This is a genomic window from Gimesia maris, assembly GCF_008298035.1.
GTDB lineage: Bacteria > Planctomycetota > Planctomycetia > Planctomycetales > Planctomycetaceae > Gimesia > Gimesia maris.
Genome location: NZ_CP042910.1, coordinates 1,365,311 through 1,390,862, shown reverse-complemented (window position 1 = coordinate 1,390,862; position 25,552 = coordinate 1,365,311). Strand labels below are relative to the sequence as shown.

Genomic DNA, 25,552 nt, shown 5'->3' with positions numbered 1-25,552 from the left:
AATCCCCAGCAGGCTGACATGAGCTTTGATTTCCTTAATCCGATGATGTTGCTCGGTTTACTGGGAATCTCATTGCCCGTGCTCGTGCATCTGCTCAGTCGTAAAAAATACGACGTGGTGCAATGGGGGGCGATGCAGTTTCTGGAACTCGGACGACGGACGCGACGTCGCATTCGCCTGGAAGGCTGGTTACTGCTGGCAATCCGGATGCTGCTGATTGCGTTGATCGCCCTCGCGTTGTCGCGTCCCTGGGTTTCCGGCGGATTTTTATCCAAATTTATTTCCACACAATCCAGAGACGTTGTCTTCGTGATCGATGGTTCGTACAGCATGGGCTGGGAAGGCGAAACGGAAACACCGCATGCCGCCGCCATCCAGTGGGTGCATCGTTTTTTAGAAGAACTGAATCCCGGTGATACCATCACCCTGATCGATGCCCGCGACCAGCCGCGACTGATTACCGAATCCCCCACTTCCCAGTTTGATATTGTCCGTGAGAAATTAAATCAGCTGCCACCCCCTGCCGGCTCTTCCAATCTGGCCAACTCCATATCCAAAGCCATTCAGACACTCAGTAAAACTTCCAACCTGGAACGGGAAGTCATCGTACTGACGGACGACCAGGCCTTCTGCTGGTCACCTGAAGATTCGATTCTGTGGGCCCAGATGAATGATCTGCTGCAGCAGTCTGCGGTACCCGTCAATCTGTGGGCCACCAATGTGGCAGGCGAGAAAAATGAAGGATTGCTCACCAATCGAAAAGTGGACCAGTTAGCCGTTTCGCGCGAAGTCTGCGTAAAAAATCTGCCGGTCCGAATTTCGACGACCGTTCGTTATGATGGTCCGGAAGAGAACCTGATCTGCCCGGTCTACTTTGAAGTCGACGGTCAACAACTGCCGGAAAAGACCCAGTCGATAAAAATTGAAAACCATGGCGAGACAACCGTCGAGTTTCAGCATCGCTTCGAAGATGAAGGGACACACATCGTCAGTATCGTGGTCGATCCCGACCAGTTACCTGGAGATGATCGATCCGATGCCGCCCTGCATGTCACCAGCGCCTTACCCGTGCTGCTGGTGGATGGCACTCCCAGCTTTGACTCGACCCGCAGTGAAGTCTTTTTCGCAAACCTCGCTTTAATGGCGCCAGCCAACCGGACACCCTGGATTCAGACGACGGTCATCGAAAAGACACAGCTCAACGCGGACATTCTGAAGAATCAGGCTGTTGTCATTCTGGCGAATGTGGACACACTCTCGGAAACACAGGCGGGAGATTTAATTGACTTTGTCAAGCATCAGGGGGGAGGCGTACTGATTGCCTTGGGTGATCAGATCAACGCAGACGATTATCAGCGACTGTTATTTCACGATCAAGCATTGATCCCTGTAGAGCTGAAGTCCCGGGAATCCAATCCAGGGGCTGAATTCGGAAACCTGACGCAGATTCGTTCCGACAGCCTGCAGAGCCCGTGGCTCAATCGCTTTCGTGGTGAATACGCAAATGGGCTGACTTCAGCACGGTTCAGCGACTGGTGGGATACATCAGCCATCACGCAATCCGATCTGCCTGAAGAAGAAAAGAAAGTTGAGGAAAGCGAGCAGAAAGCACCAGCGACACCGGTGGAGCTGGCAACCTTAACTAACAACTCTCCCTTCATGCTGATGATGAATCATGAGCGGGGACGCGTGCTTTTATTGACATCCTCACTCGATGCGGACTGGAACAATCTGCCGGCGAAACCCGATTATGTTCCCTTCCTGCATGAGGCAGTCTTCGAACTATCTTCGGGTCGCGTATTTCGAAACCTGCAGACGGACGAACCAATTGTGGTTCCGGTTCCTGCAAAAACCACGGTGGAACAGATTACATTTCTCGATCCGAACGGGAAACCGGCAACAGGCACAATCAAGGCAGATCCCGCAGCGAATGCAGCGACGTTTCAATCTCAGAACACATCGCTGCCCGGTATCTACAACCTGTCTCCCAAACCAGGTGTGCAGACCGATCTCAAAGAGGATCGTTTTGTGGTGAACTTCGACCGCAGTGAATCCGACCTGACTCCACTGAATGAAGCACAACAGAAAACGCTGACAGAGGAATCACATCTGACTTTTTTCAAGACCCTCGACGAATTAAAGCAGGCTATGTTTTCCGATGTCTCAGAAACCGAATTCTGGCGGATCCTGTTACTCATCTTCCTGCTGCTGATGGTAGGCGAAATGTTCCTGACCAGAAGACTGGTTCAGGGAGGTCATTCCACCCTTCCCGAGCAGAGCCAAACATGATGCGCATCATCATATACAGAGATAACGAATTGATATGATCGAACGGCACTTTCAGTTTAATGGCTTCGAATGGAGCGGATGGACGATTTTCAGCGTCTGTGCCGTCGTGGCGGCGCTCGTCTCCATCGTGATGCTGTTCCGTTACGAACGTCGCCTGGTTTCCTCTTCCATCGGTAACATTTTAATTACACTGCGCATTGCCGCTCTGATTCTGATCCTGCTCACCTTTCTGGAACCGGTCCTGACCTGGTCTTTTAATGTCAACAAAACCGGGCGATTGATCGTCGCCGTGGATGTATCTGACAGCATGAATACACAGGATCGTCACGCCAGTGAGCTGGAAAAACTGAGGCTGGCTCGCGCATTGAAAATGATCGGCAATGAACAGGTCGACAGTCGTCTCGATCGCTGGGAAGCCGCCTATGCAGCCGACCAGGAACCGCCGTGGGTAGATGTAGAAGAAACGGCGAACCCGGAAAAACGGGCAGAGCTGGCTGCCAGTCGCAAAGCCAACCTGGAGGCGATCTTTGCCGATATTGATCAACTGACGCGCAAAGAAATTGCACAAAAGCTGCTGTTGAATCCCGCGAATCCGATACTGGATAAACTTCAGGAACGGGGACAGGTCGATGTCGTCCTGTTTGCCGGCGATGCCGTTACCACCGAAAAGACGATATTAGAGAAATCTCTGAGCGAAGTTCCGGACCAGGTGCACATGGAGCTTTCCAATCTGTCACAGGCACTGAAAAATACAGGCAGCAACGATGAAACGGGAGAGGCACCGATCGCGGGTTATATCCTCCTGACCGACGGACGGGATAACAGCAAATTAAACCCCGTAACGATGGCGAAACAGCTGGGGCAGATGAAAGTCCCCATTTATCCTGTGGTGGTCGGAACGGATCATCAGCCCAAAGATATTTCAATTGCTGACCTGGATTATCCGCAGACCGCCTTCAAGGATGACCGACCGCTGTTAAAAGCCCGCATCGGAACCAATGGGTACGACGGACAGGAAATCAGTGTGATCCTGAAACAGGGTGAACAGGAACTGGCGGTCAAACGTTTTACTTCCAGTGGTGTCAGTAAGCTTCTGGAATTTGAACTGGATTCCGGAAAACTGGGGCGGCAGGAATTCACCCTGGAAACCGAAGTCCTGCCGGGAGAAACACGTGACGACAACAACAACAAAAACTTTGCCATCAACATTGTCGATGATAAATCGCATGTGCTGTTAGTCGAAGAGACAGCGCGCTGGGAATACCGGTTCCTGCATCATGCACTGGAGCGGGATAAACGCATTGCGCTGGAACAGGTTTTATTCGAGCAGCCCTATATGGGCCTGTTGCCTCAACCGTTTTTCCCCAATCAGCTCAAAATTAATGTACCGGTGGCAAACCCGAATGATGAGCCCGGCACGAAAGCCCATCCGTTCGCCGAACAGGATCTGATTATCATCGGAGACGTTTCCCCGGCACATCTGGAAGAAGAAAACTGGAAGCATATCCAGACCTTTGTCGGCGATCAGGGTGGTACGCTCGTTCTGCTGGCGGGAAAAAAATACATGCCACTCGAACATCGTTCCCCCACGCTGAACGAGTTGCTGCCATTAAAAACCCCCAAGGCGATTGACTGGAACCAGGCGAATTTCAAAGTCCCCCCTGACGAACGGGGGATGCGACTGCGTCTGACGCCGGAAGGTGAAGCCGAACCACTGCTGCAGTTCGACGCCAATGCGGAAATCAACCGTGACATCTGGCAGGATCTGCCAGGGCATCTCTGGTTTCTGCAGGGTGAACTGAAACCGGGAGCGAACGTGCTGGCTTATGGAGTTTCGCCGTTCAATGCCCCCCCCAATGAAAAGACGGACGGAGTCATCATCCATCGACAGTACGGTTCCGGACAGGTCATCTGGATTGGTATCGACAGCACCTGGCGCTGGCGATTTCGTGTGGGTGATCGCTACCATCACCGTTTCTGGGGGCAACTGGCCCGCTGGGCAGCCAAGAATAAAGCATCCGCAGGAAATGAATTCGTTAAATTCAGTTTGAGTAAAACGGATATCGATGCGGGTGAGATCACCACTGCCAGCGCCCGCTGGACACAGGAGTACCGCGAACAGTTTCCGGATGTCAAATCAACCGTCTCCATTATAAAAGCATCAGAACCAGACAAAGTGGTTGCTTCGCTGGAACTGCTTAATCAAAAAAATCAGCCTCTGCTGCAGGAAGCGAATCTGCCTGCCCTGCCCGAGGGGGAATACCAGTTGAAACTGCAGACGACACCACCCATCGCAGGCGCAAAGGAAATCACGACCCCGCTGTTCGTTCATAGTGTCAAAACAATTGAACTGGGCAATCTGACTTCGAATCCTCAACTATTAACCGAAATGGCAGAATCAAGCGGAGGAAAACTGCTGACGCCGCAGACGATCAACGAGCTTATGGAATTGCTGCCTTCTCTCAAGCAGGAAACCACAAAACAGGACGAAATTTCGGTCTGGGACCACTGGTTTTTCCTGATTCTGATCATGGGTATCCTGACGGTAGAATGGGCTATCCGTAAATTAAACGGATTACCTTGAATCAGCTTGCCGGCTTTTTGGCTCCGAAACCGTTTTTTCATCCCTATTTCACCTTAGATCTTGTTACAATGCTTGAGGGCAGGTTCTGCACTGTAGAGGGTTCTTTACCCGGATACCTGACAAGCCAGAGTCGACTCGTGTGCTCGCTGAAACAGATTTCCTAATTACTTCCTGCTGAGATAAACTATGGATGGGCAGTTAGATCAATTTGTGAACGAATTGAAACGGCAATTGAACCAGCTTGATCGCCGGATTCGCTCTCTGGCGCTGTTGCGCGGTCTGGGACTGGTGATATTGGTACTGATCTGCCTGATTACGCTACAGATCAGTATCGACTTTCTGTTTTCACTCGATTCCACAGCCCGTATTATCATGAGTTCCCTTTCACTGGCTGTAGTGACGGGTTGCCTCTGGTTTGGAATCCTGCGTCGTGTCATTCGAAAACGCACGCCTGTCGAACTGGCTGCGATTGTGGAAGAGTCACAGTCCTCACTGAATGAGCGACTGACCTCAGTACTGGAACTGGCTTCCGCGCAGAATGAAACCAGTTCCGTGATGATGCGGGAACGACTCGCGCGCGAAACGATCGCCTCCCTGACGAATTTTAATATTACCGATTCCGTTCCCTCCGATCGCGCCATGCGATTCATCATGAGTGCCGGCATCGCAATTCTGATTTTTATCACCCCCCTGCTGTTCTGGCCCGATGCGTACAGATTGCTGCTCTCCCGCAGCGTGATTCCCTGGGGCAACTTTGCGACGGTTAGCTCACTCTATTTCGAAGTTCAGCCCGGCGATGAAACCGTCGCCCGGGGAACCGATTTGAAAATCGTGGCGGAACCGCACTGGCATACCAAAGAACCGGGACAGATTAACGACGTCTGGATTGAATGGAAAGACAGCGCCGGCAAAGCGAACTCGCGGCGCATGGATCTGGACCAGGAATCCGGTTTTTATCAGACTCAGTTTCCGCGTCTGCTCAGCGGATTCCAGTACACAATCTCATCCGACCGCAGTCGTTCGAAACAATATACCATTCATATTGCAGAACCTCCTTCGATCACTGAAACACTGCTGACAGTCAATTCCCCCGGCTATACTCAGAAACCAGCAGAGCAACTGACGGTCATCCCCAGTGAGTTCCGCGTGATTGAGCAGAGCCTGCTGGAATTCAAATTGAAATTTGACCGCCCCGTCACCGCAGTCACGCTTGAGTCTCAGCGTTACACATCGGGAACAGAAGAGCGGCACCCCGTAGAACAGAAAGCGTTTTCCATCAGCGAAGATCAGTTGTCTGCAGAACTCTCGCTTCCGGTTCACAAAAACAGCTTTCTGTATCACCTCAAACTGGAAAGCCTGGAAGGGAAACTGACGACTCAGTCCTCAGAGCATCTGGTCAAGGTCATACCAGACCGGGCTCCGGAAATTGAACTTTCCCTCTACAACCAGCCCGAGTTCATTAAACCCACGGATGGATTAACAGTGCCTGTGAAAGTGATGGACGATTTTTCAGTCGCTGAACTGGAAATTCATGTTCAGAAACTGGATGAGAAAGCGACTGTGATTCAGGTGCCCGCCTCACAACTGGGAACACGCTCAGTGAATTACGAGTTTAAAATCGATCTGGAAGGGTTACGCGCGCAGCAGTCGGATATCTTTACTTATCGTGTCCGGGCAGCCGACAATCGGGAAATTCCGGAACCGAATGTCGTCTGGACTACCCCCCGAGTCTTTGGCATTGATAAGAATGCGGATCAGCAGTTACCAGCGGGTGTTGTCGCACGTCAGGAAAAACTGCGGGGTGAGCTGCAGAAAATCCAACAGGAATACAAAGAACACAAAAATCAGGTCGACCAGAAAATTGCAGAGTTGAATCAGGTCAAAGAAAAAGAAGCCTTAAAAGCAGCCGATCAGGAACAGCTGCAGGAGCTGAGTAACCAGGAGCGCAAGCTGGCTCAAAAACTGGAAAACCTTGCCAACGAATTTCTGCAGCTCCCCCTGTATCAGAAGCTGGCGCAGCAGACACAGGAAGTGGCGCGCACCGATTTCGTCAAAAACCACGACACCCTCAAATCAACAGCGGATGCCGAAAATGTCAAACAGGCCCGAAACGATCTGAAGCCGGTTCCCAAGGCCATGAAAGGCACCGAGCAGAAACTGGATCAACTGGCCCGGCAGTACGATAAACTTATCGAACTGGAAAATGATCTTTTGAATCTGAATCGGCTGGCAGAAGATACAAATCATCTGGCGGATGATCTGCTGGCCTTCAATGACAAGCTGGAATCAACGAAACCGCAACCAGAGCAGCAGGCTCCCCGGCCACAGGAAAATCCGGACGGCAAACAGCCGGCGACTGAAAAACCCGAAATGGAGCGTAAGAAAGAGGAAGCCCATCAGCAGCGTTCCCCCGAAATGGAGAAGGAACTGGCCGATCTGCAGGCAGAACTGAAACATCGTCAGAGCCGCCTGGCAAAAGATCTGGATCAGTTGCTGGAACGTCGCCCTGAACTGGTTGATGCTGCCCGTAACTATCAGATGAAACAACTGGATTCACTGGTCAGACAGACTTCTCAACTGGTAGAGCCACAAACTCAACTGGCCGAAGCCATCCAGGAACAGGCTCCGGTCGCCGCAGGCAGACCTGCAGCTCCCCAGACAGCAGAACCGCCGGCAGAAGCGGATCAACCCGCGACCGCGCCGGGAGAGAATCAAGCTGCAGACAACAATACTCCACCGGCAGCAACCCCCGCCGGACAAGCGTCCCCTGCTGCTGCAGAGTCTTCGCGGAATGCCGCAACCACAGTAGCCGACGGCAAACCAGCGACGGCAGCACAAGCAGCTGAAAGCAAGATGAGCAACGAGCCTGCACGGGCCAGGGCGGAGCCTGCGAAAGAGGAATCCGTACGCGATCTCCAGCGACAGCAGCAGATGCTGGCAGAAGCAGCAACAAACTTTGTATTGGAAACGGCACAACAATTCGGTCCTGATTCTGAGCCGACCCGCAGAGCCACTCAACTCGCTGAAGAATCCATCAAAGCACAACAGGCAGCCGACGCTGGCCGTCTGCATGAAGCCAGCCAGGCAGCCAATCGAGCTTCAAAAAAGGCGGATGAAATCATGCAGGCCCATCAAGAGCAGAATAAAGAAAATACCGAACGGGATGCCTTTCTGGAGCAGGCCGAGCGTATGGCAAACCTGCAACAGTCTCAGGCGGAAAAAATGGAACAGGCTTCCACTTCCGAATCGAAGCGACAGGAAGCCCTGCAGAATACACAACAGGCGCTCGCCCGACAGACCCAGGCATTATCCAAGGAACTGTCTGAGACTTCGCGTAAACTGGAAACCGAGCCGATTGGCTTGAAAAAAGAGAGCCAGCAGGCGGACCGGACTCGTAAGAAAACCGAAACCGCCGGCCAGGCGATGGAGAAAGCAGTCGAAGGTCTGCAGGATGAGAATCTGGCGCAGGCAGCAGAACAGGCGCAACAGGCAGCCCAGGCACTGCAGGAAGCGGCCCGACAGGCGCAGCAGGCCAGCAAGCAGAAAGCAAAGGAGTCCCCCGTTCCGGAAAAAGTAGGAAACCAGGTAACGGACGCTGCCCAACAGCTGCGCGAAGCACAGAAGCAGCTGGAACAGAGTCCGGAATTCAAAAATCAGTCCGACCAGACGATGGCACAACAACAGCAGTCCCCACCCGGCGATGCGAAAGAAAACTCGCAGCAGTCCAGTCCTGCTGATCAAAAAGAGAAAGCGACCGAATCAGGGGATGCCAAAGCACAGGCCAACTCGGAAGCCGGCGACAAATCACAATCTCAGGAAAAGATGGCAGAAAACGCGAACAGTCAACAGGGAGATTCCGAGCAACAGGGCAAACCGTCGAAATCACGGGAAGCAGCCGAGTCGCTCAAGCGGGCCGCGGAATCCTTGTCTCAGGCGGCAACAGAACTGAAATCCAAAGCGCAGCAGGGTTCCGATCCCGGCAAAGGTCAACAGTCACAGACCGCTTCCAAAAATATGGCGCAAGGCAAAGGGCAAGGCGAAAGTGAAGGCGGCGGTGCACAAACGAACGTGGACTTTTCCGAGTTGAAAATCAAACTGCAGGCCATGTCAGATCGGAACTGGGGTGAACTTCCCGGCCAGTTGGACACCGAGATCCTGCAAGGCTCACGCACACGTACTGACCCGGAATATGCCCGGCTGATCAAACATTATTTTGAAGCGATTTCCAAGTCAAAACCTGAGAGTAACTGAATTCATTTCTCAGACAGATCCCCTGGATTAATTTATGATTCGCTGGTTCCCGACCTCGTTACTTCTGTTTTCTCTGTTGCTGCCTGCCAACTTGAGCCACGCCCAGGAACTGGACGCTCAGAAGAAACAGCTGGATGCCAGTATACAGCGGGCGATTCAGTTTTTGGCAAACTCACAGCAACCCTCTGGTGCCTGGTCTTTTAATTCCTACGGCGAATCGACGGCTGCGACTTCCCTGTCGATCATGGCATTCATGGCCGCTGGTTACGTTCCCGAAGAAGGCCCGTATGGTGACCAGATCAACAAAGGGATCGACTGGGTCCTGGCTCATCAGGCTGACAATGGTCTGGTCGTTCACCATAAGAGTCACGGGCCAATGTACAGTCACGGTATCAGCACACTGATGCTCGCCGAAGTCGCCGGGATGCTCAAAGGTGAGCGTGAGAAAAAATGCAGAGAGGTGCTGGAACGCGCGGTGAAACTGATCGTGTCTGCCCAGAACGTCAATAAAGACAAACGGAACGCGGGAGGCTGGCGCTATACACAAACCAGTACTGACAGTGATCTGAGCGTGACCGGCTGGCAGTTGCTGGCTTTACGTGCCGCCAAGAATATTGGCTGTGATATTTCCAAAGACCACATCGACAAAGCGGTCGCTTATGTCCGCAACTGTCGCGGTCGCAATAACGTGGGTTTTGCCTACCAGCCAGGTGGTGCCCCCAGTGCGACGCGTACGGGAACCGGAATTTTAGCACTGGAAATCTGTGGTCAACATCATACCCGGGATGCACTGGAAGCCAGCGACTACCTGCTTCAGAAACCATTGCATCCGGATGAATTTTATTACTTTTACGGAGCGTATTACTGCAGCGTCGGTATGTTTCAGATGGGAGGGCAGTACTGGCAGAAAACACGGGACGCGATTGTCCCGCAACTGCTGGAAACCCAGAAACACGATGGCAGCTGGCTCGCCACCAAGGGGAGCGAAAAACAGGCAGGAAAAGTCTATGCGACTTCCCTGGCAGTGCTCGCGCTGGCGGTAGAATACCAGTATCTGCCTATCTACCAGCGGTAAGTTCCGGGGACTTGAATTAAGCAGAAATTCCGTTTTACAGATGTTTCTGAAGACATTCGCAGAAAAACTGATGAACCCGGGTATTCCTGATCAGTGCGACTATTGGATATCTCCCTGTTAATAAAGGGGTTACTCCATTCCGATAATCAAAGGCTTCCACGAATTGACCTTGGTGAACCCACTGGTTATCTTTAAAATTCGCTTCTGATTTTGCCTGCTTACCTCGACCTTAGCCCCTCTGGATACCTGACTGTGCGGATTGCTTACTTAGATTGTTCAACTGGAATTAGCGGTGACATGACCCTGGCGGCGCTCGTGGACGCCGGTGTGGACCCCGATCAGATTTGTGCCGGCATCGACTCACTGGGTCTGCCTGGAGTGAAACTTACTTTCTCTTCAACGATGAAGGGAGGATTCCATGCGACTTCGGTCAAAATTGAACATCCCAAGCAGCATGCACATCGTCATTTAAGTGACATCATCCAGATTCTCAAACAGTCCGATCGTCTGACAGCCCGGCAGTATGAACTGTCGCTGGCGCTGTTTTCAGCGATTGCTGCTGCGGAAGCCAAAGTCCATGGCTCCACCATCGACAAAGTTCACTTCCATGAAGTGGGTGCCATCGATTCCATCGTAGACATTGTCGGCGTTGCCATCGGCTTTGATCTGCTGGGAGTGGAACAGATCATTTCCAGTCCGGTTCCCACCGGTTATGGTCAGATTAAAATTGATCATGGAATCTGTACGGTACCTGCACCGGGGACAGCGGAAATTCTGAAGGGGATTCCCCTGGCTGACATTCCGATTCAGGCAGAACTGACGACTCCTACGGGGGCCGCCATCATCGCTACGCTGGTCGATCGATTTTCAATGCTGCCTGCGATGACGATTGAAGAAATCGGTTACGGGGCCGGCACGAAAAACTTTCCTGAACGGGCGAATCTGCTGCGAATTTTTGTAGGCGAACTGGTGAGTTCCAGTAACACCGATTATGTAACACTGCTGGAAACCAACCTGGATGATATCACTGCGGAAGTTATTGGATACACCAGACAGAAACTGATGGAAGCCGGCGCCCTGGATGTTTACACAGCGTCGATTCAGATGAAAAAAGATCGCCCGGCTGTGTTGCTGAGCGTGATTTGTAAACCTGCTGACGCCGAACGTCTGGAAGCGATCCTGTTTCAGGAAACGGAAACCCTGGGAATCAGACGGCATATTCTGCAGCGCAGCATTCGTGCCCGACAGCCACACACCGTCAAAACCACCTGGGGAGACGTCGCCGGCAAACTGTCACTGACTCCGAGCCATCAATCCGTCTTCACGCCGGAATATGAAGCCTGTGCTCAACTGGCGGCTGAAAAACAGGTTTCATTGAGAACCATTTACCGGGCTGCGGAAGCCGCCTATCTGTTTGACGGGACAAATGCGGGCCCTGCTTTACCCGCAGCAAATGTTCCCCACGACCACGACCACGACCACGACCACGACCACGACCACGACCACGATCACGATCACGATCACGATCACGATCACGATCACGGGTAGGCGCACGCGAGACGATCAGGATGATCCAGCGCGCGTAGCAGGAAAAAGAGAACCGCAGTTCAATATTGTCTGGTAGTAAAGGATGACTGGCCAATCATGTTTCAATTGAGCGATCCCAATATGATACTGACGGGGGTGTTACTCTTAACGGTAGCCTGGATGCTGCGAAAAAACTTTCGCTATCAGCATCAGGTAAGAAATCGAAGCCCACTGGACGAAGCACAGCAGGAACTTTCCAGCCGGGAACAGAGCCAGTTCAATCGACTCAATCAGCTGGAAATCAAGCTGTATGAGTATGGCAGAGAAGTGGAATCGCGGAGTGATGACCGCCTGCGCGTACTCGATGAACTGTTGCGGGAAGCCGATCAGGAAATCAACCGGCTACGTCAGCAACTGGCGCTCACACAACAGAAACAGAATGATTCGACCCAGAAAGCTGGTCCCGATATTCTTGTCTATGAAAAATCGCAGCCTCTGTCTGCTACTGCAGAAAAGCGACTGATGATGGTTTATCTCAGCCAGGCCGGTTTTTCGGCTCAGGAAATCAGCAACTGTTTTCAGTGCCCCCGCGAGGAAGTCGAACGGGTTCTGGCAGAAGACTGTCCCCCGGGTTCAGAGATTGCCTGAGCTTAAGGCGTATCACCATTGCGGCTCAGCCGCTGATTAACTCGCCAATCGGAACAGCATCGACGAGTCTGATTTCATCCTGTTCTGATCGTGCCAGACAACTGCCGGGATTTAATCCCAGATGATGGTAAACAGTCGCTGTCAGTTCCGAGGCATGCACCGGACGTTCCACAGGCGCGCTCGCCCGGGCATCGCTGGCGCCAATCACCTGGCCACCGGGAGTTCCGCCACCGGCGACGAGTGCAGACCAGACATGCGGCCAATGATCGCGACCACCGTGTGCATTCACCTGGGGTGTGCGACCAAATTCGCCCGTAGCCATGACTAGCGTATCATCGAGTAAACCCCGAGTGGAAAGATCGTCGAGCAATGTAGAGAGTGCTTTATCAAAAGCGGGCCCCAGTGAATCCCGATATTCGTAAACTTTTCCGGATGTCCCTGCCCCGGTGCCGTGACAGTCCCAGGTTAACTGCTGATGCAGATCATCAAACAGATTGACGACCACACACCGCGTTCCCCGTTCTACCAGTTGACGAGCCTGCAGCAACAGCTGACCAAAGCGATGCTTGCCGTACTGCTGTTGAATCGCCTTGGATTCTCCTGTAATTTCGATTTCAAATTCCGCCGAAGTGGATTCACCGACGGCAGTCGCCGGTTCAAATTCTTCGCCCAGAAATGTTGCCTGCTGGCCGCGATAGGTATTCACCCCCAGCGAAGTGACCTGTCGTGGTAATACAACAAACGGAGGTGCATCTCCCCGAGGTCCCCACTGGCGCGCGATGACAGAACCAAAACAGGGATAATTCAAAGCCCCCCGTGAAAGTCGACCGGTCATGAGCAACTGGTGGCCGGTTTCGTGAATCGGCGCGGCATCATGGTAAAGGGAACGGACGAGAGAAAACTGACCGGTTCGCTGTGCGAGCTGGGGAAATGCTTCGCTCAGAAAGACACCGGGAACCGTGGTTGAAATCGCTTTGAGTGGTCCCCTGATTTCCGAGGGTGCTTCCGGCTTGGGATCGAAGGTTTCCAGCTGGCTGGCGCCGCCGGTCATCATAATGAAAATACAGTTTTTATGAGAACGATCCCGCTGAGTGGCAGCCATCGCGGCGCGTTCCGCCATTGACAGCCCGACGAAGCTCAAACTTCCAACACGCAGGAAATCACGTCGTGAAACTTCCGATTGATTTTGCCTGGAACTCATAGCGTATATTACTCACTTCATTTCAGTGTGATTCGAGTTAATCGGGGATCACCATATTATAACAGTCTTCCACTATAGTCGAAGAATTCCTCTCTGGAATTCAACCTGTTTCTGGAACTTCCGTTACAAAACGCAAAGTTCATCAGTCTCCGTTGATCTGAATCTGAGCCCCTTCGTTCAGAGGGCGGACTGTCCTCAACTCGCAATATTTACCGTAACCACATTCAGTGACTAGACTTGTTATCATTGCTGCATCCTGGCAAATGATGGACAAAGTCGGTCCCCACGAAGTTTGTGCGATTCCCCGAACTCCCCGGGTGATCAGCTTCTGTTCCAGTTCAACCATCTGAGGATCGGCAAAGATTCCTCCCTGAGCGGGTCTGAAAAATTCACCGACCACGTGACCAAATTCGGTCAGTCCTGTTGTTAATTCTTCGAAATCATGGCTTTGAACAGCGGGTGCCAGTTGCATCAATGCGAGGCGGCAGAGTTTTTCCGTGGTGGCTGTGGGCATCGGTCCCAGCTGCTGAATGGCATCAGCTTCAATGTAACCCGAGATTCCTGCACGATTTGTCGGAGTCACCAGAAGGATGTGCCAGTCTTCAGGGAAATCAGCCCGAACCACCAGTGGACTGATCTCAGCAGCAGTCTGCTTGCCCCCTTCAACCAGGAATCCACCAGTAGTGAATCCATGAATGCCTAAAGCGGAGCGGGCACCGCGCTGAACCCGCTGTGCCAGTTCCACCGACGTCAGTGAAGTTTCCTCTGACAATGAGGCAAGTGCCTGTGCGACTGCCAGACTCAATTGGGTCCCGGAACCGAACCCACAGTGCTGCGCGATTTCAGAATGCAGCTTCAGATCATAAAACCGATCCCGGTACAGCTCGGGACATGTGTTACGGATCGCAGCAAGCGCCTCTCTGATTTTTGTAATACTGCCGGGGCTGCCCTGCATGCTGTCTGAGTTGCCAGCTGATTCTGTGACAGCCAGTTTCAGTTGTGGCTCCTGGATCATGAGGCCTATGCCGCCAAACTCGCGTCCTACTTGAGGAGCGAGGGAGAGTAACCCCCAATGCAGACGACTTCCCGTCGTGATATTCACTTCACGCGACATGACAGTTTCAGTTTCAGACTGAGTAGGTTTGGTTAAAAAAAGTGGTTTTATGACTCTGTTTCAGCATACGCTTTTGAAATGAATTCTTCCAGTAAACGGAACGCAGTCTCTTCATCCGGTCCTGCGGTTTTTCTGACTATTTCTGCCAGTGTCTGATATTGCGCCAGCAGATCCCCCTGCTCAATCAAGTGGGTGCGGGTGGCGAGAATGGCCGCTTCCAGAACTGCGTGTTTGGCGCGGTTCAGGCCGAAATAGTCGCGAATGCGACCGCGATGGATCACCTTTGCCTGCATGACCGTGCGGGCCTCTGATTCATCAATGGACTCAATCTGAAATTCATACCAGCGACAGGCGGATGCCAGCACGCGACCGGATATTTTCTCTGCGGGAAAGGTTTCTGGAATTTCCTGCAGCGTTCCAATTGCCGATTTTGCGAGCAGCAATACATCGTCGACCACGTGAAAGACACCACTGCGGGTCTCTTTCAGATTGCTGAATGTGCGCGAAGTCTGAAAGGGACGCAGTATGAACCGTGTCATACCCTGATCGACCTGTGGTCCCATGGGAGCAATGTTTAATTCTCCCGATTCATTTTGACTGGTGACCATTCCTTCCAGAATCATGCCTGCTGCTTCCTGAAGAATTTCAAATTCCTGACAATAAGCCTGTATCATAGACGCGCGTCAGAAACATTGAAACCAGTGTCGCCTCTGAAAGTGGAATCCGGCTGCAGATCAACTCAACAGCGGGGACTTCAAGCTGTTAGCGGGTGAAGCCGACGTAGAAACTGAAGACCTGGGTTTCGTCGAACGTTTCTTTCGCCAGTGGCACAGAGAAGTCGAGTGCAACAGGAACAGGCCCCATCGCAGGAACTGTCAAACGCAGACCGGCACCCACTGCGACACGGAACTGGTCCAGAGAGACACTCTCTTCGACGGTACCGAAGTCACTGAAGAAGACCATCTGGACCATTTCATCAGCCGTAATGGGGACCATGTATTGAGCACTACCCAGGAAGCTCCAGCGACCACCGATGGCGACTCCATTTTCGCGTGGTGTCACACCACGGAATTCGAAGCCACGGAAGGTCTGGAAACCACCGGCATAATATCGTTCGAAGACCGGCGTATCAGTATCCGTCCAGCCCAGAGAGGCACTCAACGACAGGATATGCCGTCCACCACCATCGGGCCGTTTGTACAAGGTAAAGTACTGACTGGCGTTTGTTTCCAGGCGGCTATAATCGTAATCACCGACAGCCTGCTCAGCAGCGAATTCCAGGATATGTCCTTCGGCAGGCAGAAATGCCGCATCGCGTGTATCATGTGTGGCTGACAGTCGGAATGTATTCAGCAGGTTATTGCCAACTGATTGCTGAACGATGGCAGGCGTGGGAACACGTGGATTTCTGAGGTCGACATTTTCCAGACGGAACTGGCCGTTGACTGACCATTCCTGAGTCAACTGACGGCCCAGGCTGAGCCGGGTCCCGACGCGTTCTTCATCCCAGTCTGTATAGAATCGGGTGAAGTAAAATCCACTGACGCCCAGGCTGAAGTTTGTATCCAGAAAATAGGGATCGGTCCAGTTCACCAGATATCGGCTGACCTGATCACCGGGAACCGCTTCTGCACGGAACCGCTGTCCGCCACCGCGCCAGGCGGTACCATCCAGGATGTCTTCCATACTGCGGGGCGGTCTGAGAATATCAAAGTTTTCTTCCTGCAGTACGATCGAACCCACGACCCCTGCGTCACTGTTCACACCAACGCCGAACATCAGACGACCGGTACGACTTTCGGAAGCGTACACATCCAGGTCGACCCAGCCCGGTTGCTGCTGAGGGAACTCGGTTCCCATGGGATCTCCCAAGGGGCTGTTTCCGAACAACGGATTCAATGGTTCTGGTATGCCGTTGTCATAATTCTGACCACGAAACACTTCCTGAGTTCGCCGCTGTTCATGGATGATGCCATCATCATAGATGACCCCCTGATCGAATTTCTGATCGAGTTCGAAATTCTGACCACGCACGACATCGTCCCGACGGATTTCTGCCAGTTCACGCTGGGGATCAACGCGAGTGACGTTGATTCTGGGTCCATTTTGTGGCCCGGTCTGGAATACTTTATTCCCTTCAATTCGCCGTTTACTTTTGGCGATCAATCGCTGATTTGCCAGATCGCCGGGTGCGACCATCAGGGGATTGGTCAGCACGGAACTTTTTGTCCGAGGATTGTCACCAGAAATATGTGGTGTAATTTTGCGGATGCGGTAGGGTTTGTCTTCGTTGATCTGGTAAACGAGGTCGACTTCACCCGGTGCTTCCAGAAAACGGGGCACAGGATTGACTTTGGCAAACAGATGTCCGAGCTCGCCATATTTAACCGTCAGTTTATCGACGTCGGTTGAAAGTGTGCGGCTGTTAAAGAATTCACCGGAAGCCAGTTTGATGTTATCCCGAATTTCATCTTCTGAAAAGATGCGGTTCCCCTCAATCAGGATGTCCCGGATCTTGTAGCGTTTTCCTTCGTTGACGGTATATTCAATCTGTACATGAGAACGATCTTTATTAAAGCCGATCTTCTCGTCGATTTTCACATCGAAGAAACCCAGGCTGTTGTAATACTGTTTAAGAGCTACCAGATCGTCTTCGACTGTGGATGGATCAAATTTACCACCGAAGACACTTAAGCCCAGTGGTGCTTTTTTAGTGAGGAGTTTGGTTTTCAAGACTCCATCACTGACGAATTTATTACCGCTGAACTTGATTCCCGTGACGATGACTTTCGGACCTTCATTGATCTCAAAGATCACCTGGCGGTCATCGGCGTTGCCCCCTTTCAGCAGTTTGATTTCGGCAAAGCGGTAACCACGTTCGACATACAGCTGCTTGATACGCTGCACGGATTCCTGGTTGGCAGAGACATCGAAAGGAGAACCGACTTTTAAACCGGTAGTCGCTTCGAGTCGCTTGGTTTTCACTTTTTTATTCCCACGAAATTCGACCTTCTCCACGATCGGTCGCTCTTTGACTTTATAAACCAGTACCAGTCCCTGATCTGTGTTTCGATAGACAGGTTGAACACTGGAGAACCAGCGGGTAGCAAACAGCAGACGAACATCTTCCAGAACCTGATCGCGGGTAGCAGGACGACCGCGTTGAATTTTTGTTTTCTGTAAAATTGCCAGGGCGGGAATCGAATGATTTCCTTCTACCTGGATATCGAAAATCGGATCGTTCAACGAGATCGACTTTTTCGCTGGTTCCTGAGCGCAGGCTGAGTCGATCAGCGGAATCATTCCGTTGAAGCAGTCTCCGAACAATGTAAGCTGTACCAGGATCAGGCAAAAAGCCAATCGAAATGCGTTTCCGCATCTGGTGTCAGACAAGACACCTCTTATCATGTCGAATCCAATTGTAATATTTACGAGAAAAGATATGAGGTTCACTCAATTGTGACAGGATGGAATTCACGTTGTTTCAGGCCCTGTAATCTCAGAGAGGATTTGAGAATAGGGAGTGTAAGACAGGAAAGTTGCCCTCAGGTTAATTGTGGGTTGCGTAGAAATAACGAAAAAGTAAAACAGCCGCAAGATGAGTTTTTCATTGACATTCAGATTTACTGAGATCGTTTGAAAAAATCACTCTGCAGAAGATTGCAGCTTGTAAGTCTTACAAAAACAGGCCGTTTTGCAGCTGTTTTAAGTAATAATTACGCGCACGGCGCAGCAGCAGACCGAGGCGATTGAAGCGGGATTATTCAGCAGTCGACTGCAGGTGGCAAGCCACACAAGACAGGACTACATTATTGACCGACGATTTTTCCATCCGGGCAGAATGCCTGGCGATCTCTTCCCGCTGGGCAATCCAGAGGCAGGATTGCTGTCCCTGAGACACACTGGCCGCGCCGGGTACTGATTTTTCGGGTACATCCAGAGAGATCCCCCAGCCCATGAGAACTCCCGCCATCAGAATCAGGGCGGCGTTCACCAGACGTTTATGATTTGACTTAAGGGGTGCAGGGCTGCCTGCCTTGCGGTTTACATCCGTTTCTGCGCTCAGGCGTGTGGCTGCCTGCTCTGCCATCCGTACGGTTTCGGCAGAAAGAAATGGTTTACCGGCAGCAGGAAAGGCGGGTAGTGCATGATGGTCCGCTGTCTGTTGCATCTCGGAATAGTGGTCGCTTAACTCATCCGTCTCTGAAGACTCGTCCAGAATCTGGTAAAACGAGCTGAGCGCAGGTGCCAGTGTTTCCTGCATCTGCCGACAACGTGGACACAACTGCAGATGCCATTGCAGTTCTTCGCACTGATGGTCCGTAGGATGGGTGATCAGTTCAAACGCTTCGTCACAATTCATGAGACATCTCCTTCCGAAGTCGTATCTTCAGAAAAACGATGAGCCAGTTGAAGCAACCCGTTTTTCACACGTATTTTTGCTGCTGATAAACTGCAGTCCATAGTTAACGCGATTTCCGTAAATTTCATACCGCCGAAAAAACGCAACCGCAGCGAATCCGCCTGAACTTCAGGCAGTTCTGCAAGATAGATTGTCAGTAGTTCAAACTGTTCTGTTTTCAATACTGCGTGCAGAGGAGTCTCTGAGGAGCTGGGTTCCGGGATCACCGTCTCTTCCGAGGTACTGAAAGAAGAACGAACCACTTCCCGCGGTTGACGTATCTGATGTTTATACTGTCGCCGACATAAATTCAAAAATATCGTCCAGAGCCATGTCGAAAATGCAAAAGACGGGTTGTAGGATTCCCGGGCCGCAAAAGCCGCCAGGAAGGCTTCCTGCACCAGGTCTTCGGCAGCGACCTGTCGACCATACTTGCTCCAGGCAAATCTCAAGAGTCGTTCCCGGTAGCGTAGTACCAGTTCGTCGAACAGGAGATAATCGCCTGCACAAACGCGTTTCATGAGATCGGCATCATTCAGATTTTGATTCATCTGGATTCACGGCCATCGGGAATGATTATCTGGAGAAACACCAGTTTCTGCCAGGAGGGAGTTTGTTCCGGAAATTTAATTCTAGCTGTACCCGATAAGTAAATGCAACCTGAACCTGAAGTTCCGAGGCATTTTGCCATCTGGAATCAGTCCTGCAAATCGACCCCAATCTGATAGATTTCTTCTGTATCCAGCAGCAGGTCATTATTTTCAAACAGCTTCTGGATGGCGGCTTTATGGATTTTCATTTTCGTTCCGCCGACGCCAATCGCTCCGTAACTGAGAATTCCGTCCCGGTCGGTTGCCTTATCCATCACATCTACTTCTTCAATTCCGGCTGGAGGAACCGCATTGAGGTCGATGACCACCTTAAGCTGTTTCATCGGTTTCCAGCAGGCAGCGGGCAGCAGTTTAACTCCCGCTGCGCCGGCGGAAATGATGAGATTTGTATCCTTATTGGCCGTCTCGATCTGTTTATGATCTTTGAGCCCCAGCGGCGTCAGTTGTGCCCCTTCGACAATGCGGGCAATTGCATCGCAGGCCGCCTGTGCCCGGTCAATCGAGCGAGAAGCGAGAATCACTTTCGCGCCCCGTTTTGCCAGCAATTGCGCGGCCCGTTGCCCCACAGGGCCGGTGCCACCCAGTACGAGGGCGGTTGTCGCGGAGAAATCGAGATGTTTTCCCGCTGCCAGAACGGCGGCTGCCGCCGTTGTGTTGGAGCCGTTCGAGTCCATCATGACGGAAACCCGCATGGGACCGAAGAACGTGTCCTGTATTTTCTGAAACAGAGTTTCACCGGAATGGACTTCGCTGCCTCCGACAAAGATCGCAGTATTGTTTAACTCTTTGGGACCGCGCGTGAACATGGCACCATGCACCAGGGACTCCACATTCACGGGAGTCACATCGCTGTAGCTCATTAACTCATCGACGCCGGCATCAATGGCAACCACACGATCAAACGAACTGGCGTGCGTATCGGTATCAAGTTGAATCAGTATTTTTTTCATGAGAGATCTCGACAATCATCAAATCTGAAAACAGCCCAACAAAATACCCCTGCTCCAGAAGAACAGGGGTATGTATTCGATTCCGCCATCCTTACTGCCTGGATCAGCCAGCGTAGAAGGGGTGAGTTGCTTCACTCTTCTTGGCGATCATTTCATCCACAGAAGGCTCATTCTTCATTGCACGGGCAATGGCTTCTTTGGTTGCTTCATAGTTGTAATCGAAGATTTTCTTATCATCGTCGGCTTCCCAGTGGATAAAGACACCACAGACAATGACGAGATCTTCGCATTGATCTTTCGGGATCACGCCGGCTTCAACACTGTCAGCGACGGCTTTCGCGACGGCGTATTGCGCGGGGCCAAACATCTGCACCGCCTGTTTTGCACCTTTGATGGTGACCTTGGTTACCATCACGGTTGCTGGCTTAACTGCGAGGTTGGGTGATAAGACAGCCAGCAGGTTACTATGACCCATTTTCTGGCTGGACAGAGCGTTTGCAAAAGCTGCACCGACAGGACCGGTTTTGTCACCAATCAACAAATCGATATGAGCAACTTCATTACCTTCACCCACAAGTGACTCACCGACAAACATTGACATTCTTCGTTCTCCATTTCTTATCAGGTTCACATAGTTATGCTGTTAGCACAATTAAAAACGGATCACGAATACCGCAGTCCTGAAGGGACGGCGAAACAAACTCTCTCAAGCCTGGTTCACCTTGGATCATTCGTAGCCTCTAACAAGTAATAACAATTTAAGAAGCGGAATGCCAGTAAACCGCTGGTAATCACTCTAAATCCTCATAAAATTGTCATGTCCGTCCCCCTGAACTCTTTGAGATGCATAGAAAAAAACTGTGAATTTTCCTGGATCCTCTTCTTTACTGATCGTCGGCGCCAGTACGCGGGCTGCCGCCTGTTCTGCAGTACGAGCAGGCTTCCAGCCAGTCTGTGCGGATCAGTTTGCAGACCGCGACCTCCGCGCCGTGTCTGAGGTCGTCATCAAAATCGATGAGCATTGTCACTGGCTGGAAGAGATTCTGAAACGGGAACCACAAAACTGGATCTACACCGGTGCCCTGGAAAACCGGCCGGAAGTGATCAACGCAATCAATCAACGTCACACATTGCTGGGAAACGCAGAAGAATCGTTAAAAAAAGTCCGTGATCCGTTTTTTCTGCAGGATCTGCTCGTCGATCAACCAATTGCCATCTCCCCCTGCCTGCCCGTCGATACACAAACTCCTCCCCGGGAACTCTGGCTGCGCAAACCCCGCCTGAGTGCTGCCGGTCAGGGAATCAGTTTTGCGGATTCACACACGACAGATCCAACCGATTCTACACAATATTATCTGCAGCAGTTTCAGCCTGGTATTCCCTTGTCTGCCCTGTACCTTGCCTGCGATGATTGTTGCGTGCTGATTGGCACTGCGGTTCAATTTATTGGAAACAGGGCACTTCATGCTACCGGTTTTCAGTTTTGTGGTGGAATGACATTGCCATCTATGCCCCCTGAATGGCGTCACGCTCTGGGAAAACTGGGGCACAATATCGCGCGCGGATGCCATCTGAGAGGCCTGTTTGGTTGCGATCTGATCTGGAATCCGGACGGGCAGCCGGGTTTATGGCTGACCGAAGTCAATCCCCGATACACTGCATTGACTGAACTGTTTGAGCTGCAGTATTGCCTGCCTCTGCTGCGGTGGCATTTTGCCGCCTGTCGTTCCTGCGACGCATCATCGGCTGTGGCAGGAACCTTGGCCGATGAACTGATTCAGCTGCTCAAAACCAAGGAAAAACGGACATTATCAACTGTTTCCAAAGGAATTTTGTACGCGCCGACGGACCTGACAACCCCTGATCTCCCTTGGGAATCCTCTCCGAGACAGGTAGCCTGGCAGATTCCCACGATCGCAGACGTTCCTGATCGGGGAACCAGAATTCCGGCTGGTACGCCGGTGTGCACGCTGTATGGGACTGGTGACGACCAGGGGGAATGCCTGCTTTCACTGGCAGATCAAATTCTCCGCTGCCAGGGGCAGATTCAGCCAGAGCTGCCCCGGGATCTGAGCAGGAATGAGGTCCGTAACATGCTCTGGCCCCGAAAGGAATCGGAAAAACTGAATTTTTCGGGTTTTTTCTCAAGCAGGAATGTATCAGGTTCGTTTCTTGAAGATTGAACTGAATGGTTATAAAATCCAGTTTAGAACTGGTGTTCTACAGGACGACATATAATTCACAGATGAACGTTTCGTCTGGTCTTACACGTAACATGAAGGAATAATTTTAGACCGATGCCCAAGTCAACAGATATCAAAATCGTTGAGGCAAAATTTTCAACTGAAGAAGTCCCCTTCCGGACCCCGCTCAAATTTGGTGGTCGGGTGATGGACAGCAGCGTTCTGTTGAATGTGGAAGTCATCGTTGAAACACGCAATGGAAAACAGGGTATCGGGATCGGCAGCATGCCGGCGGGTAATATCTGGGCCTGGCCATCCGCGGTCGTCAGTCCGGAAGACTCGCTGAAAGCAATGATCGAATTTCTGAAAGAAGCGGTCGAGATTGCCAATATCTGCCCGGAAGTCGCGCATCCGATCGATCTGATGTATCACATCTCGGCTGAATACCATTTCATGGCAAAGAAACTTTCCAAGCGACTCGGTCTGGCTGAGGAAATTCCGGAACTGGCGCAGCTGGTCGCTTCCAGTCCGCTGGACGCAGCAATTCACGACGGCTTCGGTCGTGCGAATCATATCAACAGTTACAATGGTCTTTCTGCCGAATACATGAGCCATGATCTGACCGAGTATCTGGATGATCAATTTAAAGGGGAATACCTGGATCAGTATACCCTGCGTGATCCCAAACCGACGCTGCCGCTGTACCACCTGGTCGGTGCATTAGACCCGATCACGGAAGCGGACATTTCAGAACGCGTTGACGACGGCCTGCCGGAAACACTGGGCGAGTGGATCAAAGCCGACGGTCTGACACACCTGAAAATCAAACTGTCCGGTGACAACATGGACTGGGATATCAGTCGTGTGATCGCTGTTGAAAATGAAGCGGTCAAAGCACAGGGGGAACGCGGACAGGATAAGTGGGTCTACTCTCTCGATTTCAATGAGAAGTGCGAGAACGTGGATTATGTTCTGGACTTTCTTAATAAAATCCGTGAACAGACACCGGCTGCTTTCGATCGCGTGCAATACATCGAACAGCCCACCAACCGCGATCTGAAAGCCAATCCCGAAAACAAAATGCACGAAGCAGCCAAAATTAAACCTGTGGTGATTGATGAATCGCTGGTGGATTATGAATCGCTGCTGCTGAGTCGTGAGCTGGGTTATTCGGGTGTGGCTTTGAAAGCCTGCAAAGGACAGACGGAATCGCTGTTCCTGGGGGCCGCTGCTCAGAAGTTTGACATGTTCCTCTGCGTGCAGGACCTGACCTGCTGCGGTTATTCGTTCCTGCATTCTGCCAGCCTGGCTGCCCGCATCCCCTCGATTGCTGCGATTGAAGGCAATGGTCGTCAGTATTGCCCCGGTCCGAACAAGAAGTGGAAACGCTCTTACCCGGGCATGTTCAACATCACCGATGGTACAGTGAAGACATCTGAACTGAACGGTGACGGACTGGGCTTCTGAGTCAGTTTGCAGCAGTCACTTCTCACAAGATCCTTACCAGATATTGTTGCGTGACTGGTACGCCTGGTAGTTAAAGAACGCGAACAGTGCGAACATGATGCCTGCATAGCGCTGCTGGTGCGTAAAGAAATAAACGGCCAGACCGCCGGCAACGACCATGGAGATCTGAATCGCCAGTACATCGCCGCGTGAGCGTTTGACGGTTTTGCAGATATCTTCGCAGATATGACCGCCATCCAGTGGCAACACCGGTGCGAGGTTAATCAGCCCCCAGATCAGATTAATAAACAGCAGATCATGAAAGGCGATACCAATATAAAAGCGGGCCTGTTCACTGAAGCCATCCCACATTCCATAGCGAACGGAGAAATATCTGAAGAAAAAGATTGCGCCATACAGCCCGAATCCAGCCATCGGCCCTGCAGCAGAAATGATGATGGAGCGCTGTGTTGTCAGCCCGGAATAGGGCTGATAGATGGCCAGTCCCCCAAAGTGATAGAGCACGATTTCGGGAGGCCAGCCAAAATATTTGGCCATGACAGCATGTCCCAGTTCATGGACCAGAATTGAAATAAAAACGCAGGCGATCCAGATGAGCGTGATTTTGGGATCATTTGGATACCAGCCCATGAACGCTGCCATCACCCAGAACAGAGGATGGACGCGGATCGGGATTCCAAATAATGAAAAACGCAAATCGAATTCGGTGGGAGAGACATTTCCCAGCATCTGCTCAACTTTCTGTATGTATATCTATCTATTTCCGGCGCATCGCATATTCGTTCCGCCAGGACCGCGCCAGCTTATCTGATTTGGCATGAGAATGCACTCCCGTGAGCCTCTGAATTGGTCGCACTGTAGCCGGGTCTGGAAATCGAAGCAATTGCAGTTCCGAATGTCGGATTCAGCGCCAAGTTCTGTTCGATTGATCGCATCGGCTTACTAAACTTTTATCCTGAGAGAAAATGGATGCAATGGTCAGATTCGCAAGACTTAACATTGACGCATCTCACGAAAAGGCTACGATTTGCAGACATAATGGGCAGTGGGTCGCACAAGTTCTGACTCTGACTGAATCTTGACGGATCGCTCAGAGTTCTGCGGGGATACCCCGTGGGAGAAGGATTGACCATGCATCGACACTTGAAGTGTCGCTACGATAGACGCTTATCGTAGCAACACTTCGTCACAGGATCGGTTGTGCGGCCCGCTGGTCATTTTTTTAGGCATTGCTGATGCCTTCTATTGAA

17 protein-coding genes are annotated in these 25,552 nt (G+C 51.7%); 8 read left to right on the top strand and 9 right to left on the bottom strand.

All coding sequences use genetic code 11. From position 1 onward, the window contains the following. The first annotated feature begins 18 nt into the window (after positions 1-18). The 6 genes from GmarT_RS05345 to GmarT_RS05320 all read left to right on the top strand — a co-directional run bounded on the left by GmarT_RS05345 (position 19) and on the right by GmarT_RS05320 (position 12,374). On the top strand, positions 19-2,289 hold the full coding sequence (locus tag GmarT_RS05345) for a BatA domain-containing protein (RefSeq protein ID WP_002645929.1): 2,271 nt from the start codon (positions 19-21) through the stop codon (positions 2,287-2,289). A gap of 34 nt (positions 2,290-2,323) precedes the next feature. Next, on the top strand, positions 2,324-4,873 hold the full coding sequence (locus GmarT_RS05340) for a vWA domain-containing protein (protein WP_002645930.1): 2,550 nt from the start codon (positions 2,324-2,326) through the stop codon (positions 4,871-4,873). A 186-nt stretch (positions 4,874-5,059) separates the two neighbouring features. After that, complete coding sequence (locus GmarT_RS05335) at positions 5,060-9,124, top strand: DUF4175 family protein (protein ID WP_002645931.1); 4,065 nt, start codon at positions 5,060-5,062, stop codon at positions 9,122-9,124. Positions 9,125-9,158: 34 nt separating this feature from the next. Further along, positions 9,159-10,199 (top strand): prenyltransferase/squalene oxidase repeat-containing protein, encoded by a 1,041-nt coding sequence (locus GmarT_RS05330; protein ID WP_002645932.1) that lies wholly within the window; start codon positions 9,159-9,161, stop codon positions 10,197-10,199. Positions 10,200-10,451: 252 nt separating this feature from the next. Then, positions 10,452-11,747 carry a nickel pincer cofactor biosynthesis protein LarC gene (gene larC, locus GmarT_RS05325; RefSeq protein ID WP_044237430.1) on the top strand — a complete coding sequence of 432 codons (1,296 nt, stop codon included), beginning with the start codon at positions 10,452-10,454 and terminating at the stop codon, positions 11,745-11,747. Positions 11,748-11,843: 96 nt separating this feature from the next. Continuing rightward, positions 11,844-12,374 (top strand): hypothetical protein, encoded by a 531-nt coding sequence (locus GmarT_RS05320; RefSeq protein WP_002645935.1) that lies wholly within the window; start codon positions 11,844-11,846, stop codon positions 12,372-12,374. 25 nt (positions 12,375-12,399) lie between these two features. Here GmarT_RS05320 and GmarT_RS05315 read toward each other — a convergent pair whose 3' ends face one another. The 8 genes from GmarT_RS05315 to fae all read right to left on the bottom strand — a co-directional run bounded on the left by GmarT_RS05315 (position 12,400) and on the right by fae (position 21,253). After that, positions 12,400-13,575: a DUF1501 domain-containing protein gene (locus GmarT_RS05315; protein WP_002645936.1), complete on the bottom strand. Its 1,176-nt coding sequence runs from the start codon at positions 13,573-13,575 to the stop codon at positions 12,400-12,402. Positions 13,576-13,717: 142 nt separating this feature from the next. Then, entirely contained in the window at positions 13,718-14,689 is a 972-nt protein-coding gene (locus tag GmarT_RS05310; protein ID WP_002645937.1) for a beta-ribofuranosylaminobenzene 5'-phosphate synthase family protein, read from the bottom strand. A 47-nt stretch (positions 14,690-14,736) separates the two neighbouring features. Continuing rightward, the gene (locus GmarT_RS05305; RefSeq protein WP_002645938.1) at positions 14,737-15,363 is read right to left on the bottom strand and encodes a DUF447 domain-containing protein; all 627 of its coding nucleotides are present in this window, start codon (positions 15,361-15,363) and stop codon (positions 14,737-14,739) included. An 88-nt stretch (positions 15,364-15,451) separates the two neighbouring features. Then, a complete protein-coding gene (locus GmarT_RS05300; protein ID WP_187782343.1) occupies positions 15,452-18,082 on the bottom strand; it encodes a BamA/OMP85 family outer membrane protein in 2,631 nt (876 codons plus the stop codon). Positions 18,083-18,449: 367 nt separating this feature from the next. Continuing rightward, entirely contained in the window at positions 18,450-19,052 is a 603-nt protein-coding gene (locus tag GmarT_RS05295) for a hypothetical protein (RefSeq protein ID WP_002645940.1), read from the bottom strand. Beyond that, positions 19,049-19,642: an RNA polymerase sigma factor gene (locus GmarT_RS05290; protein WP_002645941.1), complete on the bottom strand. Its 594-nt coding sequence runs from the start codon at positions 19,640-19,642 to the stop codon at positions 19,049-19,051. Before GmarT_RS05290 ends, GmarT_RS05295 begins: the two co-directional genes overlap by 4 nt. A 146-nt stretch (positions 19,643-19,788) precedes the next feature. Further along, entirely contained in the window at positions 19,789-20,652 is an 864-nt protein-coding gene (locus tag GmarT_RS05285) for an NADP-dependent methylenetetrahydromethanopterin/methylenetetrahydrofolate dehydrogenase (RefSeq protein WP_002645943.1), read from the bottom strand. Between the two features lie 103 nt (positions 20,653-20,755). Next, a complete protein-coding gene (fae, locus tag GmarT_RS05280; protein WP_044237432.1) occupies positions 20,756-21,253 on the bottom strand; it encodes a formaldehyde-activating enzyme in 498 nt (165 codons plus the stop codon). Between the two features lie 259 nt (positions 21,254-21,512). Here fae and GmarT_RS05275 point away from each other — a divergent pair, with 259 nt between their 5' ends. Together GmarT_RS05275 and GmarT_RS05270 are read left to right on the top strand one after the other, a co-directional pair. Next, positions 21,513-22,835, top strand: a complete 1,323-nt coding sequence (locus GmarT_RS05275; protein WP_002645945.1) for an ATP-grasp domain-containing protein — start codon at positions 21,513-21,515, stop codon at positions 22,833-22,835. Positions 22,836-22,949: 114 nt separating this feature from the next. Further along, positions 22,950-24,302, top strand: coding sequence for an enolase C-terminal domain-like protein (locus GmarT_RS05270; RefSeq protein ID WP_002645946.1), 1,353 nt, complete (start codon positions 22,950-22,952; stop codon positions 24,300-24,302). Between the two features lie 33 nt (positions 24,303-24,335). On the opposite strand, the gene GmarT_RS05265 is transcribed toward GmarT_RS05270, so the two are convergent. Next, positions 24,336-25,031 (bottom strand): site-2 protease family protein, encoded by a 696-nt coding sequence (locus GmarT_RS05265; protein WP_002645947.1) that lies wholly within the window; start codon positions 25,029-25,031, stop codon positions 24,336-24,338. Positions 25,032-25,552 lie beyond the last annotated feature (521 nt).